Source organism: Brevundimonas variabilis (assembly GCF_014199945.1).
GTDB classification, from domain to species: domain Bacteria; phylum Pseudomonadota; class Alphaproteobacteria; order Caulobacterales; family Caulobacteraceae; genus Brevundimonas; species Brevundimonas variabilis.
Genome location: NZ_JACHOR010000001.1, coordinates 417,696 through 433,839, shown reverse-complemented (window position 1 = coordinate 433,839; position 16,144 = coordinate 417,696). Strand labels below are relative to the sequence as shown.

Annotated in this window: 12 protein-coding genes; 9 read left to right on the top strand and 3 right to left on the bottom strand. The window is 63.9% G+C overall.

The genetic code is table 11. The features are described from left to right. Nucleotides 1–9: 9 nt before the first annotated feature. From GGR13_RS02040 to GGR13_RS02015, 6 genes are read left to right on the top strand one after another with little or no spacing between them, the layout of a single operon-like run. Complete coding sequence (locus GGR13_RS02040) at nt 10–1,668, top strand: bifunctional protein tyrosine phosphatase family protein/NAD(P)/FAD-dependent oxidoreductase (RefSeq protein ID WP_183211788.1); 1,659 nt, start codon at nt 10–12, stop codon at nt 1,666–1,668. Further along, nucleotides 1,665–2,468 carry a sulfite exporter TauE/SafE family protein gene (locus tag GGR13_RS02035; protein ID WP_183211787.1) on the top strand — a complete coding sequence of 268 codons (804 nt, stop codon included), beginning with the start codon at nt 1,665–1,667 and terminating at the stop codon, nt 2,466–2,468. Before GGR13_RS02040 ends, GGR13_RS02035 begins: the two co-directional genes overlap by 4 nt. Beyond that, nucleotides 2,461–3,873 (top strand): cytochrome ubiquinol oxidase subunit I, encoded by a 1,413-nt coding sequence (locus GGR13_RS02030; RefSeq protein ID WP_183211786.1) that lies wholly within the window; start codon nt 2,461–2,463, stop codon nt 3,871–3,873. The genes GGR13_RS02035 and GGR13_RS02030 overlap by 8 nt, the downstream gene beginning before the upstream one ends. Nucleotides 3,874–3,876: 3 nt before the next feature. Continuing rightward, on the top strand, nt 3,877–4,902 hold the full coding sequence (gene cydB, locus GGR13_RS02025; RefSeq protein ID WP_183211785.1) for a cytochrome d ubiquinol oxidase subunit II: 1,026 nt from the start codon (nt 3,877–3,879) through the stop codon (nt 4,900–4,902). Continuing rightward, nucleotides 4,902–5,015, top strand: coding sequence for a DUF2474 domain-containing protein (locus tag GGR13_RS02020; protein WP_183211784.1), 114 nt, complete (start codon nt 4,902–4,904; stop codon nt 5,013–5,015). Before cydB ends, GGR13_RS02020 begins: the two co-directional genes overlap by 1 nt. 36 nt (nt 5,016–5,051) lie before the next feature. Next, entirely contained in the window at nt 5,052–5,918 is an 867-nt protein-coding gene (locus GGR13_RS02015) for a class I SAM-dependent methyltransferase (protein WP_183211783.1), read from the top strand. 268 nt (nt 5,919–6,186) lie between these two features. Here the strand turns inward: GGR13_RS02015 and GGR13_RS02010 are convergent, their stop codons facing one another. Further along, complete coding sequence (locus GGR13_RS02010; protein WP_183211782.1) at nt 6,187–7,593, bottom strand: SLC13 family permease; 1,407 nt, start codon at nt 7,591–7,593, stop codon at nt 6,187–6,189. 103 nt (nt 7,594–7,696) lie between these two features. On the opposite strand from GGR13_RS02010, the gene GGR13_RS02005 reads away from it, so the two are divergent. Then, nucleotides 7,697–8,506 carry a hypothetical protein gene (locus GGR13_RS02005; RefSeq protein ID WP_425486060.1) on the top strand — a complete coding sequence of 270 codons (810 nt, stop codon included), beginning with the start codon at nt 7,697–7,699 and terminating at the stop codon, nt 8,504–8,506. Between the two features lie 229 nt (nt 8,507–8,735). On the opposite strand, the gene GGR13_RS02000 is transcribed toward GGR13_RS02005, so the two are convergent. Beyond that, nucleotides 8,736–9,575: a glycoside hydrolase family 16 protein gene (locus GGR13_RS02000; RefSeq protein WP_183211780.1), complete on the bottom strand. Its 840-nt coding sequence runs from the start codon at nt 9,573–9,575 to the stop codon at nt 8,736–8,738. A gap of 110 nt (nt 9,576–9,685) precedes the next feature. Here GGR13_RS02000 and GGR13_RS01995 point away from each other — a divergent pair, with 110 nt between their 5' ends. Continuing rightward, nucleotides 9,686–12,160, top strand: coding sequence for a glycoside hydrolase family 3 protein (locus GGR13_RS01995; protein WP_183211779.1), 2,475 nt, complete (start codon nt 9,686–9,688; stop codon nt 12,158–12,160). Between the two features lie 2 nt (nt 12,161–12,162). Here GGR13_RS01995 and GGR13_RS01990 read toward each other — a convergent pair whose 3' ends face one another. Next, nucleotides 12,163–13,200 carry a LacI family DNA-binding transcriptional regulator gene (locus GGR13_RS01990; RefSeq protein WP_183211778.1) on the bottom strand — a complete coding sequence of 346 codons (1,038 nt, stop codon included), beginning with the start codon at nt 13,198–13,200 and terminating at the stop codon, nt 12,163–12,165. A 175-nt stretch (nt 13,201–13,375) separates the two neighbouring features. On the opposite strand from GGR13_RS01990, the gene GGR13_RS01985 reads away from it, so the two are divergent. Next, nucleotides 13,376–16,057 (top strand): TonB-dependent receptor, encoded by a 2,682-nt coding sequence (locus GGR13_RS01985; protein ID WP_183211777.1) that lies wholly within the window; start codon nt 13,376–13,378, stop codon nt 16,055–16,057. The last annotated feature ends 87 nt before the right edge of the window (nt 16,058–16,144 follow it).

Below are 16,144 nucleotides of genomic sequence, written 5' to 3'. Positions count from 1 at the left end.
ACGATCGCCATGCCGTTCAAGGCCCTCACCCCCTCCCTCTCGGTCTCGCCACAGCTCAGCGAGGCAGACGTCGCCCAGGCCGCACAGGAAGGGTTTCGTGCGATCATCGACAATCGACCGGACGACGAGGAGCCAGGACAGCTGACGGCGGCCCGGATGCAGGCGCTCGCCGCGTCCCATGGCATGGGCTTTGCCCATGTTCCGACGGTCGGCGGCAAGATCAGCGACGGTGACGCCGCCAGCATGGCCGAAGCCCTGATGAAGCTCGAGGGACCGGTTCTTGCTTATTGCCGCACGGGCACGCGCTCGACGACGCTGTGGGCCCTGTCACAGGTGGGAGCTCAATCGGCGGACGCCCTGATAACGACCGCCGCAGGGGCGGGCTATGATCTTTCAGCCCTGCGCCCCCGGCTGGAGACCCGGATGACCGCACCGACAGGCGCACAGCCCGGGCGTGCCGATGTGGTCATTGTCGGCGGAGGTTCGGCCGGCCTGGCCACGGCTGCCTCTCTCCTCGAACGCGATCGGAGCCTCGACATCGTCGTGATCGAGCCGCGCGAGACCCACGACTATCAACCCGGCTGGACGATGGTGGGCGGCGGCGTATTCGACGTGAAGGACACACGAAGGGCCGAGGCGTCGGTGATCCCGGCGGGCGTTCGCTGGATCAAGGGTGCAGTCGCCAGCTTCGAACCGGAACGCGACCAGGTCACGCTGGAGGACGGCAGCGCGGTCGGCTACCGCGCACTCGTCGTGGCACCCGGAAACATGCTGGACTGGGCCGCGATCGACGGCCTGCCCGGGACGCTCGGCCGGAACGGCGTCACCTCCAACTACAGCTACGAGACCGCCCCCTATACCTGGGAACTGGTGCAGAAGCTGAAGGGCGGGACCGCCCTGTTCACCCAGCCGCCCATGCCGATCAAATGCGCCGGTGCGCCGCAGAAGGCGATGTATCTGTCGTGCGACCACTGGCTAAGGACTGGCGCGCTCAAGGACATCGACGTCCAGTTCCACAACGCGGGCGCCGTCCTGTTCGGCGTGAAGGAGTTCGTGCCGCCGCTAATGGAGTATGTCGATCGCTACGGCATCGATCTGCAGTTCGAGTCGACCCTGATCGCCGTCAACGGTCCCGACCGCACCGCCACCTTCAGGGAGAAGGCGGGCGAGGTCACAAAGTCCTTCGACATGATCCACGTGACGCCCCCGCAGAAGGCTCCGGCCTTCGTGGCGCGTAGTCCGCTTGCCAATGAGGCGGGCTATGTTGATGTCGACCAGGCCAGTCTTCAGCATGCCCGCCACGCCAATGTCTTTGGCCTGGGCGACGGCGGATCGACTCCGAATGCCAAGACCATGGCGGCAGCTCGCAAACAGGCTCCGGTCGTGGCCGAGAACCTGATTGCCGTCCTCACCGGAAAGGCCCCGACGGCTATCTACGACGGCTATGGCTCCTGTCCCCTGACGGTCGAGCGGGGCAAGATCCTGCTCGCCGAGTTTGGCTATGGCGGCAAGCTGCTGCCCAGCTTCCCCAGCTGGATTATCGAGGGCACCAAGCCGCAGCGCCTGTCTTGGCTGCTGAAGTCCGAAGCCCTGCCCTGGATCTACTGGAACGGGATGCTGAAGGGCCATGAGTGGATGGCCCAGCCCCAGCATCGGGACGCGGCATGACCCTCGAGCCCATCCAGTATCTGCTCGGTGCGCTGTCCGGCGGACTAGTGGGGTTCACGCTCGGGCTGGTGGGCGGCGGCGGGTCGATCCTGGCTGTTCCGCTGATGGTCTATCTGGTCGGCGTACCCAGTCCCCATGTCGCCATCGGCACCAGCGCCCTGGCTGTTGCAGCCAATGCAGCGGCGGGACTCATGAATCATGCCCGGAACGGCACGGTGAAATGGCGCTGCGCCGGCATGTATGCCGGAGCCGGTGTAGCCGGGGCCTTTGCAGGGTCGACGGTCGGCAAGGCCTTCGACGGCGAGAAGCTGCTGTTCCTTTTCGCCATCGTCATGGTCGTCGTTGGCGTCCTGATGCTGCGTGGGCGCGGCGACGTCGGCAATCCGGGCGCGGAGTGCAATCGCGAGAATGCGCCCAAGGTGCTGGGCTTCGGCCTCGGCACGGGGGTCTTCTCCGGCTTCTTCGGGATTGGCGGCGGCTTCCTGATCGTGCCTGGCCTGGTCGCTTCGACAGGGATGCCGATCCTGAATGCCATCGGATCTTCGCTCGTCGCCGTGACGGCCTTCGGTCTGACGACAGCCCTCAACTACGCCTTCTCCGGACTGATCGACTGGCCTCTCGCCGGTATCTTCATACTCGGCGGTCTGGCTGGCAGCTTTGGCGGTGCGCTCGCGGCCAGGAAGCTGTCGGGGACAACAGGCCTGCTGACCACCGTCTTCTCGATCCTCATCTTCGTCGTCGCAGCCTATATGCTCTGGAAGAGCGCGGGCGCGTTTTTTGGGACAGCCAACAGTGTTTGATCACCTCGATCCCGTCATTCTTGCCCGCATACAGTTCGCCTTTACCGTCAGCTTCCACTTCATCTTCCCCTCCTTCTCGATCGGTCTCGCCAGCTATCTGGCGGTGCTGGAAGGGCTCTGGCTGAAGACGGGCAAGAGCGTCTATCTGGACTTGTTCAAATACTGGCTGAAGATCTTTGCCGTGGTCTTTGCCATGGGTGTGGTGTCCGGCATCGTCATGTCCTACCAGTTCGGTACCAACTGGTCGGTGTTCTCGGTGAAGACCGGGCCCGTGCTCGGCCCGCTGATGGCCTATGAGGTCCTGACCGCCTTCTTCCTCGAAGCCGGCTTCCTCGGGGTCATGCTGTTCGGCATGAGCAAGGTCGGCAGGAAGCTGCATTTCGTGGCGACCTGCATGGTCGCCCTGGGCACCTTCATCTCGGCGACCTGGATCCTCAGCGTGAACAGCTGGATGCAGACGCCGACCGGCTTCGCGATCAATGCGGCAGGCCAGTTCGTCCCAGCAGGCTCGTGGCTGGACATCATCTTCAACCCCAGCTTCCCCTACAGGCTGCTGCACACCTTGATCGCCTCCTACCTGACGACCTCGCTGGTGGTCGGAGCTGTCGGGGCCTGGCACCTGCTGAAGGACAGAACCAACCCCTACGCCCGCAAGATGTTCTCCATGGCCATGTGGATGGCCGCGATCGTCGCGCCGATCCAGATCTTCGCCGGCGATCTGCACGGCCTGAACACGCTGGAGCACCAGCCCGCCAAGGTCATGGCGATGGAAGGCCATTATGAAAGCCACCCCGACGGCGCGCCGCTGATCCTGTTCGGCATCCCCAACAGCGCCGAGAAGCGCGTCGACTATGCCATCGAGATCCCGAAGGCTTCGTCCCTGATCCTGAAGCATGACCCCAACGCGCCGCTGGCCGGGCTCGACACCATTCCGGACAACCGTGAGCCGCCTGTCGCCATTGTCTTCTGGTCCTTCCGCGTGATGGTCGGTCTGGGGTTTGCGATGCTGGGCCTCGGGGTGATCAGCCTGATCGCCCGTGCCCGTCGATCGCTGTATGACTGGCCCCTGCTGCACAGGCTCGCCATTCTGATGGGACCGACCGGCTTCGTTGCCGTAATCGCCGGATGGATCACCACTGAAGTGGGGCGGCAGCCCTATACGGTCTATGGACAGCTGCTGACCGGTCAGTCCCATTCGCCGCTCGCAGCCCCGGCCGTGGCCGCCTCGCTGATTGCCTTCGTGATCGTCTATTTCGCCGTCTTTGGCGCGGGGGCCTGGTATCTCCTGAAGCTGATGGGTCACACGCCCCAGGCCCACGAGACCGAGCCGCCCCAAGTGCCGATCCGGTCCGCCGGAATCACGCCCGCCTCCGCGCTCGACGGCGCACCCCGACCAGCGGAATAAGCCATGACCTATGCACTCGATCTGACGGTCATCTGGGCCTTCATCATCGCCTTCGCCGTCTTCGCCTATGTCGTCATGGACGGCTTCGATCTCGGGATCGGCATCCTGTTTCCCTTCTTTGCCGTCGGCGAGGAACGGGATCAGGCCATGAACTCGATTGCCCCGGTCTGGGACGGCAACGAGACCTGGCTGGTGCTGGGCGGCGGGGGGCTGTTCGCGGCCTTTCCCCTGGCCTACGGGATCATCCTGCCCGCCACCTATCCGCTGATGATCGCCATGCTGCTGGGTCTGGTGTTTCGCGGGGTCGCCTTCGAGTTCCGGTGGCGTGATCCGCGGCACCGCGCCCTCTGGGACGTCGCCTTCACTGTTGGCTCGGTCGTCGCTGCGATGGCACAGGGGATGATCCTGGGCGCGATCCTTCAGGGCGTCAGCGTCGTCGAGAGCGTCGAGGCCGGAGGCTGGGCCTATTCGGGCGGCTGGCTCGACTGGCTGACGCCCTTCAGTCTCCTGACAGGGATCGGTGTCGTCGCCGGCTATGCCCTTCTCGGTGCGACCTGGCTGATCTGGAAGGTCGAGGGCACGGCGCAGGGACATGCCGTGCGCCTGGCGCGCATTCTCGGCTTTGCGACCCTTGGCGGCATGGCCGCCGTCAGCGCCGCCACGCCCTTCCTCGACTATGCCTACTGGGAACGGTGGTTCGAACTGCCGGGCGTCCTCCTGACCGCCCAGGTCCCGATCCTGGTCGTGATCGCGGGGGTCTTCTTCTTCCGCAGCCTGAACCGGGGCTCCGAACGTCTGCCGTTCGCTATCGCGCTCGGCCTGTTCCTGCTGGGCTTTGCGGGCCTCGGGATCAGCCTCTTCCCCTATATCGTGCCAGACCAGATCACGATCTGGGATGCCGCCGCGCCCGCATCCAGCCAGATGTTCATGTTGGTCGGGACCGTGATCATCGTACCCATCATCCTCGCCTATACCGCCTGGGCCTACTGGGTCTTTCGCGGCAAGGTCGGCACGCACGGGTATCACTGATGGAAGAGGCTCCGCTCTGGAAACGACTCCTGTGGATGGCGGCGATCTGGACAATGAGCGTCGCTGCCCTGGGGGTTGTGGCCTTCATCATCCGGACCTGGCTCAACGCCTGAACGTCCTGACCTGGAATACGCTCGAGGCACGTACCGATGACCGACACCCGGATGGATGGATCAGGGACCCCGAAGCCCGAGGACTGGGCCGGCGAGATGGGAGCCCGGTGGCTGGCCGGGATCGACCGGTTCGAGGCGATGATCGCGCCGATCGGGGACGCCCTTCTGGCGAGAGCCGCCTTCATGCCCGGAGAGCGGGTCCTTGATCTGGGTTGTGGCGGCGGAAAGACGAGTCTGGTGATTACCGCTGCGGTCGGTCCGTCCGGATGGGTCACCGGTATCGACATCTCGCCCGACCTCATCACTCGGGCCAGAGCGCGGGCAGCCGCCGCCCATGTCACCAACCTGGATTTCGAATGCATCGATGCGGCGGTCTATCAGCCAGACATGCCGTTCGACCGGATGGTCTCCCGGTTCGGCAGCATGTTCTTTCCGCAGCCGGTTGAAGCCTTCTCGAACCTGCATGGCTGTCTGGAACCGAGCGGCCGCATCGATCTCGCCGTCTGGGGCCCGCCGCGTGAGAATCCCTGGATGATGGAAATGATCGGCGTGCTTCGGCGCCACATCGAAGTGCCGCCGGCCGTGCCGCGCGCGCCGGGTCCGTTCGCGTTCGAGGACACAGAATATCTAACCCGTGTCCTGGGTGAGGCCGGCTTTGGCCACATCGACATCCTTGCCTATGAGGGCCTGCAGCCGATTGGCGGTGAGGGGGCCTCGCCCGAGGCGGCGACCGATTTCGCCCTGTCATCGCTGGCAGCGGGTCGAATGGTCGAAGCCAGTGACGAGGACCTGCAGCAGCGGGTCAGGCACGACCTGCTGACCCTGTTCCAGCGCCATCAGGTCGAGGGGAGGGGCGTGCTGATGGCCGGCAAGGCCTGGCTGGCTACTGCAGTTACGGAGTGACGGGCCTGATGGACAAACATGATGGTACGGCGTGAGTGCCTGCAGAGGGATGGCGCGTCTAGGTTCGGTGATGAAATATGGCGACCTTGATCTGAAATCAGACCAAGTCCGATACCCATCTACAGCGACGCGCTGGCGCGTCCGCAAGATCCAAGTAGATCGCTTGTCGCCTCCCTCTCAGAAGCGGTCCCCTTCAACGCTCGAACTAGGTCGGCTTATCTCCAGTCGGCCCGCATGGAGATCATGCTGGAATAGTCAGGCGAAAATCTCAGAACGGGAAGAAGATCGGGATCGCCAACATGGCTGCAACCCAGGTCACCAGGTTCAGCGGTAGGCCGACCTTGACGAAGTCCATGTAGGAGTAACCCCCCATCTGGAACACCAGCACATTGGTTTGATAGCCGAAGGGTGTGGCAAACGCGGCGCTGGCGGCCATCATGACCCCAACAAGGAACGGTCGGGGATCGACGCCGAGGCTTTCGGCCAGAGCCACCGCGATCGGAGTTATCAGCACGGCCACCGTGGCGTTGGATAGAAGCTCCGTCGCGAACAGGGTGACACCATACAGGATGATCAGGGCTGCCAAGGGCCCGAACGGTCGGATCACGTCGATCAGACGGCCGGCCCCGGCCTCCGCCAGTCCCGTGACCTCAATCGCCGTCCCGACTACGACCATGCCCGCTATCAGCAGCAGGATGTCAGGCCGCAGTCCAGAATAGGCTTCTTCCGGTGTGATGACGCGCAGCAGGATCAGCGCCACCGCGCCGGCAAAGGCCGACGCCGCGATCGGGGCCAGACCCAGCCCCGCCGCTGCCACGACCATGACAAATACACCTAGAGAGATCAGAGCCCTGCGCAGCTGGAATGGTCGGTCAGCTGCTCCATAGAGAGCCACGTCACCGAGGTGTGCATCACCCGACCCGTCCGACTGATTGCGAGCCTCGCCCAGACGCGGCAGACCGAACGGCAGCCGCAGGCGACGCTTCTCGGCCTGGACGCGCGCTGCCTCCGCCTCTTCCTGCGCCACCTTGGCCCTGGCCAGCTCTGCCTCGTCGGCGGCTACGCTGCGCCCCAACTGTCTGGCCCCGACGAAATACAGATACACTGCGCCCGCGGCCGCAATGACAAGCCCTACGGGCGTGATCTCAAAGAGGCTGAACACGGGCTGCCCCGCGTTGCTGGCCATGTCGTTGACCAGAAGATTGGTCGAGGTCCCGATCAGGGTCAGCAGACCGCCCATCACCGACAGGTGGCTGAGCGGCATCAGGAATCGCTTGGGCGAGAGATGCAGTGACGTTGCCATGTCGCGCACCACGGGAGCCGCAAGTACCACCACCGGCGTATTGTTCAGGAACCCGCCGAGCGAGCCACACATCCCGAGAACCAGCCAGATCCCGCGTGCCCCCAATCTTGCTGACAGGGCCGTCGCCTTGCGGATCAGCAGGCCCAGCAGACCGGAAATTTCGATCGCATAGGCGATGACGAACAGGCCGGCCAGGGCGATGACGGCGGGGCTGGCGAAGGCGCCCTGGACCTCGACCGGCCTCACCACTCCGAGCAGTAGAAGGACCGCAGCGCCCGTCAGGGCCACGACGTCTGATCGCATCTTGCCGTGGATCAGCACGCCGACGACAGCGACCAGGACCACCAGGGCCGCGATCTGATCGAAATTCATCCCTGCCCTGCCTCCAAATCCACAGCGTGTGTGTGCTAGGCTGGTTCCCATGTCACGCCTAGGTCGTTCTGTTCGCGTCTGTCGTTCCGCTGCTATGGGTGCCGTGGCCGTTTTGCTGGCGCAGTGCGACCAGGACCGATCCGCCGTCATCAAATCCCCGGCCCCCGAGGTCGTTCCTCCCATCGAGGTCGACACCGGTACCCTGACCCCGCCTCCGCTGCTCGGCCGGGCAGAACTGATCGCCGCGTTGGCTCAGGCGGCCTCGGTCTTTGCCGCCGGCGCGACGGTCGCCGGGTCTGATCCATTGGTCGGCCGGTCCTTCTCCTTGAGACTGCCGTTCGGATGTAATGGTCCGACAATTGCGGGTGAGGCCAACGAGGGGCTTGCGCACTGGCAATGGGGCGAGGGCCAGGCAAGCCTGAGACTATCGTTGACTCCCGGCGACTGGCTCGCGTCGCCGTTCGTGGCAGGCTCCACGTCCGACGGCAACCGCGAAGCCCCGACCCCAACCTGGGAGGCCGTCGAGGGCTTCTGGATCGCTCGACCTTGGATGGCCACTGACGCCTGTCCCGTCGCTGGATTGTCGTCGTCGATCAGCGCGCCACCGTCGCCGCAAACGGTGGGCTTGGTTGCGATCTTTCCGGAAGACAGCTCACGTTTGAGCCGCCGCGACGGCCGAGCCTATCAGTACACGATCCGTGGCAAAGGTGACGTGCCTCCTGTCCCACCTGCTGGCGGTTTCGCTCTGAGGCTGGAAGGGCGAGTGGTAAGCTTCCCCAACGGTCGCGCCAGTCGCTGCGTCGCCTTTAGCCCGGACCAACGGCCGACGTGTGTTGTGGCGGTTCGACTCGACCGAGTGGCATTTGAGGGCGGCACGACTGGCAACCCGCTCAGCGAATGGCGATTGAACTGATGAATGTCCGATGATCCCATGCCGCAGTGAAATGAGATCGGCCTCGTGCAACGTCACTGGGATAGCCTTTGGCTCGAGATCGGCCAAAGACGTCGAACCGAAAATCGGACCTTCGTCACAGCGGTATCTTGGGGTGGCCAATTGTCATCCAGCGAGCGGACCGGAAAATTCCGTGGCGTCCAACTCCGTTGTCCGTCGATTTCAATGACATGACGGCGCGTACGAACCTTCATTCGGCGCGGCTGAACACCCGGACATAATCGACCTCCATAGTCTGGGGGAACGCCCGGTCGTCGACACCTTCGGCCCCGCCCCAATCGCCGCCGACGGCGATATTTAGGATCATGTAGAAGGGGGCGTCGAACGGCCAGGTGGCGGGATCACCGCGACCGTCGTTGCGGAAGCGATAGTAGCCGACATCGTCGATGCCGAAATTGATGCCTTCCGGAGTCCAGAGCACCTGATAGCGATGAAAGGCGTCACAGGCGTCGCGGACCCGTTTCTTGCCGCCCCGCTCGGTCCCCTGTGTGTGGTTGTAGCGGGTGGTGTGGACGGTGCCGTGGACCTCGCCCCGCGCATGCCCGACGTGTTCCATGATGTCGATCTCGCCGCCTGCCGGCCATTCGGCATCGGCGACCGGCAGCATCCAGATGGCGGGCCAGCTACCGCGACCGCAGGGGATTTTCGCCTTCACCTCATAGAAGCCATAGGTCCATTCGGCCTTGCCGCGCGTGATCAGCCGCGCCGAAGTATAAGTTTGACCCCCGGCGTCAGACACCTGTGCCGACGTCAATGTTTCGCGCCGCGCCTGAATGATCAGATGCCCATTCTCGACCCGCGCGTTTTCGGGCCGATCCCTGGCGTAATACTGGAGCTCGTTGTTGTACCAGCCGTCCCGGTTGCGGTGGGTATCGTAGGTCCAGCGGGTAGGGTCGGGTGGGCCGTCTGTATTGAACTCGTCGTTCCATATCAGGCGGTAGCCATCGAGGCTGTCGTCCTGGGGCGCGGGAGCGATGCCGATACAGGCCAGTCCCGCCAGGCCGACGATCGTCTTGGTGACAAACCGCATTGTGTTCTCCCGTAATCGTTCTGCGACGACCTGCACCAAGGCAATCTCGGTTTGACAACGTTGTCAACAGCCGACACCTTGCTGGAAACAAGATCATAGGGAAGCGACACATGCCAATTTCCGCCCGTCCACGTGGCTTGGCGACTGTCGCCGTATCGCTGACGGCCCTGCTGATGGCAGCCGGACCAGGGCTGACGCAGACCCGGCCGTCATCGGTTGTGGATATGTCGGCCTGGCCGACCGCCAGCAGCCCGGACGCAATGACAGATGCCGCCACTTTGGCCTTCGTCGAGGATCTGCTGAACCGGATGACGTTGGAGGAGAAGGTCGGCCAGGTCATCCAGGCCGACATTGGCTCCATCACCCCCGCAGATCTGGCGGCCTATCCCCTCGGGTCGATCCTGGCGGGTGGCAACTCCGCGCCCGGCGCAGATGAGCGCGCCCCGGCCGAGGCCTGGGTTGAACTGGCCAGGGCCTTTCGCGCGGCGGCGGCAGAGCGGCCCGGCGCGCGGGTGCCGCTGATGTTCGGCATCGATGCCGTGCACGGGCACAACAATGTCGTCGGAGCGACCCTGTTTCCGCACAACATTGGCCTAGGCGCTGCGCGCAATCCCGACCTGATCGAACGGATCGGGGTGGCGACAGCGCTGGAGGTGGCGGCGACCGGGGCCGACTGGACCTTCGGGCCGACCGTGGCCGTGCCGCGCGACGACCGCTGGGGCAGGACCTATGAGGGCTATGCCGAAGATCCCGAAATCGTCACAGCCTATGCCGGACGGATGACCCTTGGGCTTCAGGGGAGGCTGGGTCAGGGCCATCTCGAGCCGGGGCGGATCGCGGGTTCGGCAAAACACTATCTGGCCGACGGAGGCACACGGAACGGCAAGGATCAGGGCGATGCGATCATCACCGAGCGCGAGCTGATCGATATCCATGCGGCGGGATATCCACCTGCGATCGATGCTGGCGTCCTGACAATCATGGCCAGCTTCTCCAGCTGGAACGGAGCCAAGCATACGGCCAATCGTGATCTTCTGACCGATGTGCTGCGCGGGCCGTTGGGCTTCGACGGGTTTGTGGTCGGCGACTGGAATGCCCACGGTCAGATTGAAGGCTGCACCAACGAAAGCTGCGCTGCTGCGTTCAACGCCGGGATCGACATGTTCATGGCGCCGGATAGCTGGAGGCCGTTGTTCGACAACACCCTGGCCCAGGTAAAGTCAGGCGACATCTCCATGACCCGGCTGAACGAGGCGGTGCGGCGCATCCTGATCGTCAAGGTCAAGACCGGCGTATTCGAGGCTGACCGTCCTGCCGAGGGCCGGACCGAGATGCTCGGTTCGACAGAGCATCGGGCGCTGGCCCGAGAAGCCGTCCGTCAATCGCTGGTGCTGCTCAAAAACAACGGATCTGTTTTGCCGATCAGGCCCGGTGCGAGAGTGCTGGTCGCAGGCAGCGCCGACGACATCGGGCAAGCGGCGGGCGGCTGGACTATAAACTGGCAGGGGACGGGCAACACCCGCGCCGATTTCCCGAACGGCGAATCGATCTGGGAAGGCCTGAAGGCGGCGGTCGAGGCATCGGGCGGCACCGCCGAGCTGAACACGGCGGGTACCTTCGAGGCCCGGCCCGACGTGGCCATCATCGTATTTGGCGAGGAACCCTATGCCGAGTTTCAGGGGGACCTGGCCGATCTGGACTTCCGCCCACGCGAGCCCCTGGCCCTGTTGCGACGCCTGAAGGCCGAAGGCATACCGACCGTCGCTGTCTTCCTGTCGGGGCGCCCCCTGTATGTGAACCCCGAGATCAATGCATCGGATGCGTTCGTCGCTGCCTGGCTGCCGGGCTCGGAGGGCGGCGGGATCGCCGATGTGCTGGTCGCGGCAACCGACGGTGCACCGCGTCATGATTTCCGGGGTCGGCTATCGTTCAGCTGGCCACGCAGCCCTGACCAGGCACCGCAGAACCGTGGCGCACCCGATTACGATCCTCAGTTCAGCTATGATTTCGGCCTGACTTATGCCGCGGCTGTGGAGACCCCGACACTCGTCGAGGCTGAAGAGGGGTCCGATGCGTCGTCGATGCGGTTCCTGGCCGACGGGCGGTTCGTCACGCCCTGGTCGCTGGTGGTGCGCGATAGCGGAGGCGAGGCGCGGATCGCGGACGGCGCGCGGGGCGTCAGCCCGCGCGGGGCCGTGACCGTTACCCCTGTCGATGGTCAGGGTCAGGAATCGGCGCGGCTGATCACCTTCACCGGGCCAGGTCAGGCGATCGTGACGGGGCCGGCAATCGATCTGTCGGGAGCGGACTATGCCGAGGTGGCGCTGACCTTCCGGTACCGGCTTGACGTAGGTCTGGCTTCGTCGCTCAGCATCGGCCTGGGCAATGGTATCGTGCCGCTGGTCGGCGGAGCGGGATGGCAGGAGGTGTCGATCCCGTTGAGCTGCTTCCGGTCAGGCGAAAGGGGCCTCTCCGGTGTGGATCGGGCGTGGATCCTGAGCGCGGCCGCGCCTGCGACGGTTGCGGTGGAAGACATAAGACTGGACGCTGCGACGGCGACAACCTGTCCCGCGGCGGCGGATTGATCTCAGGTGACGCGTGTCGTCGATCCGCGGACTTCCAGCCCGAAAGGGAGCAGGTGGTCTGACGGTGCGGTCTCGCCGGTGCGGCTAACACCGATCAGCAGTTCAGCGGCCTTTGCCGCCATTTCGGAGATGGGCTGACGCACGCTGGTCAGGCCGGGCACGCTGAGCCGGACCCCTGGCGTGTCGTCGAAACTGATGACGGATAGATCGGGGACCCGGATCCCCAGGCGGGAGGCCACGTGGAGCGTGGCCAAGGCCATCTCGTCATTGCTGGCAAGGATGGCCGTTGGCCGGTCGGACCGTGACAACAGGGCCTCGGCGGCGGTGACGCCGCTCTCGAAGGTGAAGTCTCCGGGCGCGATCAGGGCTTCGTCCATCCCGATGTCGGCCTGATGGAGGGCGTCGGCATAACCGTCCAGACGCTGGCGACTGGCCTCGAAACGCGGGCTGCCCGCAATGAAGCCGATGCGTTGATGGCCCAGATCGATCAGATGCCGCGTGGCCTCTGCTGCGGCTGCCCGGTCATCCATGAAGACGCCAAATCCAACACCTTTTCCCGGCACCCCCATCCGCACGACAGGGACGTTGCGGCGGGTCAGCATCTCGACCAAGGCCAGGTTCTGGGAATGGGGCGGGGTCAGAATGATACCGTCCGGCTGCAGCGCCGAAAGAATGGCGACGACCTTTCGATCCAGATCTTCCGAACCGGCCTGGACCAGTTCGAACAGCATTCGGTAGCCATGCGCTTCGCATGTCAGCATGGCCCCGTGAAGCATCTGGTCGATCCAGTCGTTGCCGCGACCACTGCGCCAGTTGTTGATCGTGTTCTGGCGGTCATTCAACGCCACCAGGAGATAGGAGCGACGGCCTCCCATCCGTCGCGCTGCCATGCTGGGGACATAGCCCAGTTGGTCCACGGCCTTCATGACCCGATCCTGAAGATCGCGGGTCACGTTGGGCTCGCCGTTCATCACGCGCGACACGGTCTTGACCGCAACCCCTGCGGCTTCGGCGACGTGACGGATGGTGACCTTGGTCATCGGGTCTCCAGCAGGCTGGCCTTGGCGCGTCTTGTCGACGGGACCGCTTCTCCTGTGTTGCACCAATCCCACCCCGAGACGCCAGTCGAAAAACGACCGTTGACAACGTTGTCAAACAATGGCGCATTGAAGGCAAGCGGAATGACCAAAGATCCGCATCGGGAGGATGATCCAAATGCGTAATCGGAAGACGGCACTGCTTTGCGGCGCGACGCTGGCCATGTTGGTCCCCAGTCTTGCCATGGCCCAGGTCGCGGATGCCCCCACGCCGGCATCCCAACAGGACGAAGAGGCGGGGGCTGCCGATCTCGGCGAGATCGTCGTCACCGTGGAGCGGCGCGAGCAAAGTCTGCAAAGCTATGCGGGTACCGCCGTCGCCCTGACCGGCGAGGATCTGAAAGCCGTGGGTGTCCAGGACATCAGCGATCTGGAGGGCCGAGTGCCCGGCCTGTCGGTGGCCAACAACGGCGGCAATATCGAAATCTATATCCGCGGCGTCGGATCGTCGAACAACACCGAACTCGGTGATCCAGCTGCAGCGACCCACTACGACGGAGTCTACCTCCCGCGTCCGGCGGGCATTGGTTCGGCCTTTTTCGACATCCAGCGTGTCGAGGTGAACATTGGACCTCAGGGCACTCTGCGCGGCCGGAACGCTACCGCAGGAACGGTCAATATCGTGACCTGGAAGCCGGGTCTGAATATCTGGGATTCCAGTGCCGAGTTCGAACTGGGCAACTATCAGCAGCGCGTATTCCAGGGGATGTTGAACATTCCTGTCGGCGACAAGGCGGCAGTCCGGATCGCCGGCTATCACCTGGAGCACGACAGCTACTACGAGGACGTCGGACCGGCGGGTGTCGGCACAGCCGAGGCGGAGAATAACGACGCGGGCCGTATCCAGTTCCTGTGGGAGCCGACCTCGCGTCTGTCGATTTTGTTGGGCGCTGACTACATCCGCGAGACCGGCACCGGCTACACGGGCACCAACTATGCCAACCCGCTGGGCGAAGGCATCGACCCCGACGAGATCGAGGATCCGCGTCGCGTTATCGCACGCGCCAAGACGCCGGAACTGAACACCCGTCACTGGGGTGCTCGCGCCAACATCAACTATGACGGTGACCTGTTCGATATCGAATATACGGCCAGCTATCGCGACCTGGTCTATGACTACAAGGCCGTCACCCCGCTCTCGCCCTTCTATCCGGGGGTGCTGGAGAATCTGACAGGGCCGGGCGGGATCGGCGAGACGCTGGACAATTTCTCGCAGTTCCAGTCGATCACCGACAGCCAGTCCAAGACCCACGAACTGCGCTTCTATGACAATGAAGGCCCCTGGATCTGGAGCGTCGGGGCCTTCTATTTCGAGGAAGATCAGTACTCATTCCTGGGCTCGACCGGTGACCGCGGCCTGTTCTTCCAGGGTGTCGAGTTCAACATGCCGGACGTCGACACCTCGTCCTATGCCTTCTTTGCCGACACCACCTTCGATGTCAGCGACCGGTTCCGGATCACGGGCGGCCTGCGTTACACGGAGGATGAAAAGAGCCGCCGAGGCGTGGCGGCCCGCTACGGTTTTGCCATTGGCGGCCAGGACTTCTCGTGCTGCGGCGGCGTCCGCGTTGGCACCGAAGGCTTCGAGTTCGCAGGGCGGAACCGGACGATTTTCAATCCTGATGCGGACCGTAACGGCACGATCACCGACCAGGAAGTTCTGAACTTCTACTTCAACGGGGTCAGCCGTTTCGGGGCACGTGACAACGTCGACGACATCTTCAGGAACGGCCCGGTTCCTGGTGGGGCACCCAACCGTCCGCCGTGTCTGGATACGGTGACCGGCGACTTCTTCGTATGCCCGAGCGACGGCAACGTCAGCTTCGCCGTGCCGTTCGCAGGCCAGATCTTCCAGCAGGTCGGTGAGAGCAAGATCGATTTCGTTGACTGGCGTCTACGCGCCGAGTTCGACGTTACACCCGACAACCTGCTCTACGGCCTGATTTCGACAGGCAACAAGTCTGGCGGCTTCAACGACAACATCGGCAATGCCGGTCTGGCCCCGACCTATGGGCCTGAAAAAGTCACCCTTTACGAGGTGGGGTCCAAAAACGAGTTTTACATCGGCGACCTGAAGGCGCGGCTGAACGGCTCGCTGTTCTACAACGACTATGAGGACCAGGTCCTGACGTCGCTGCTGTCGGTGGCCCAGATCGTGGATTTCCTGGGCGGACCGCAGACGGTGCCGATCCCGGAGAATTCGTCCCTGGCTCTGGTGGTGTCCTATTCCTACAACGCCGCCTCGTCGCGGATCTATGGCGCGCAGTTCGAAGGCGGGATCGATCTGCCCTGGAATATCGGGCTGGACTTCAACCTGCTCTATCTGAAAGCTGAAGTTACAGAGGCTGAAGAGATCCAGGACTTCCGTTTCCAGGCTGACGTAGCGCCCACCGAAGCCGTGTTCCAGTCGATCGAGGGCAAGACCTTGCCGCGAACACCGGAATGGCAGTTCAACCTGAACTTCACCCAGGCCTTCCCGACAGAGACCATGGGTCAGTTCGATTATGTGGTTTCGGCCGGATATCGCTCGGACTTCTTCACGACCATCTTCAACGGCGAGGACTTCCAGCAGCCCAACAATCCCCGCCGCCGGCTGGACGACAAGGTCGACGGTTATTGGACCTTCGACGCGGGCTTCGGCTGGACCCCGCCCGGTGATGGCCGCCTGCGCTTCGAGGCCTACGTCAACAATCTGACTGACGAGATCCACGAAGCTGCGATCATCATCACTCAGTTCGACAACACCCGCTTCTTCACCCGCCCGCGCACCTTCGGAGCCCGCGTACGCGTGCAATACTGATCCGCTGACTTCCTGAGCGGCCCTAAGGCGACGGTCTCGCATCTGAGGCCGCCGCTTCTTTTTGCGCGGTGACAAACCGTCTCGGCC

Bases quoted from the DNA above. Each gene is read 5' to 3' on its own strand.
- GGR13_RS02040 (WP_183211788.1), top strand. From the start codon at position 10: ATGCCGTTCAAGGCCCTCACCCCCTCCCTCTCGGTCTCGCCACAGCTC.
- GGR13_RS02035 (WP_183211787.1), top strand. From the start codon at position 1,665: ATGACCCTCGAGCCCATCCAGTATCTGCTCGGTGCGCTGTCCGGCGGA.
- cydB (WP_183211785.1), top strand. From the start codon at position 3,877: ATGACCTATGCACTCGATCTGACGGTCATCTGGGCCTTCATCATCGCC.
- GGR13_RS02020 (WP_183211784.1), top strand. From the start codon at position 4,902: ATGGAAGAGGCTCCGCTCTGGAAACGACTCCTGTGGATGGCGGCGATC.
- GGR13_RS02015 (WP_183211783.1), top strand. From the start codon at position 5,052: ATGACCGACACCCGGATGGATGGATCAGGGACCCCGAAGCCCGAGGAC.
- GGR13_RS02010 (WP_183211782.1), bottom strand. From the start codon at position 7,593: ATGAATTTCGATCAGATCGCGGCCCTGGTGGTCCTGGTCGCTGTCGTC.
- GGR13_RS02000 (WP_183211780.1), bottom strand. From the start codon at position 9,575: ATGCGGTTTGTCACCAAGACGATCGTCGGCCTGGCGGGACTGGCCTGT.
- GGR13_RS01995 (WP_183211779.1), top strand. From the start codon at position 9,686: ATGCCAATTTCCGCCCGTCCACGTGGCTTGGCGACTGTCGCCGTATCG.
- GGR13_RS01990 (WP_183211778.1), bottom strand. From the start codon at position 13,200: ATGACCAAGGTCACCATCCGTCACGTCGCCGAAGCCGCAGGGGTTGCG.
- GGR13_RS01985 (WP_183211777.1), top strand. From the start codon at position 13,376: ATGCGTAATCGGAAGACGGCACTGCTTTGCGGCGCGACGCTGGCCATG.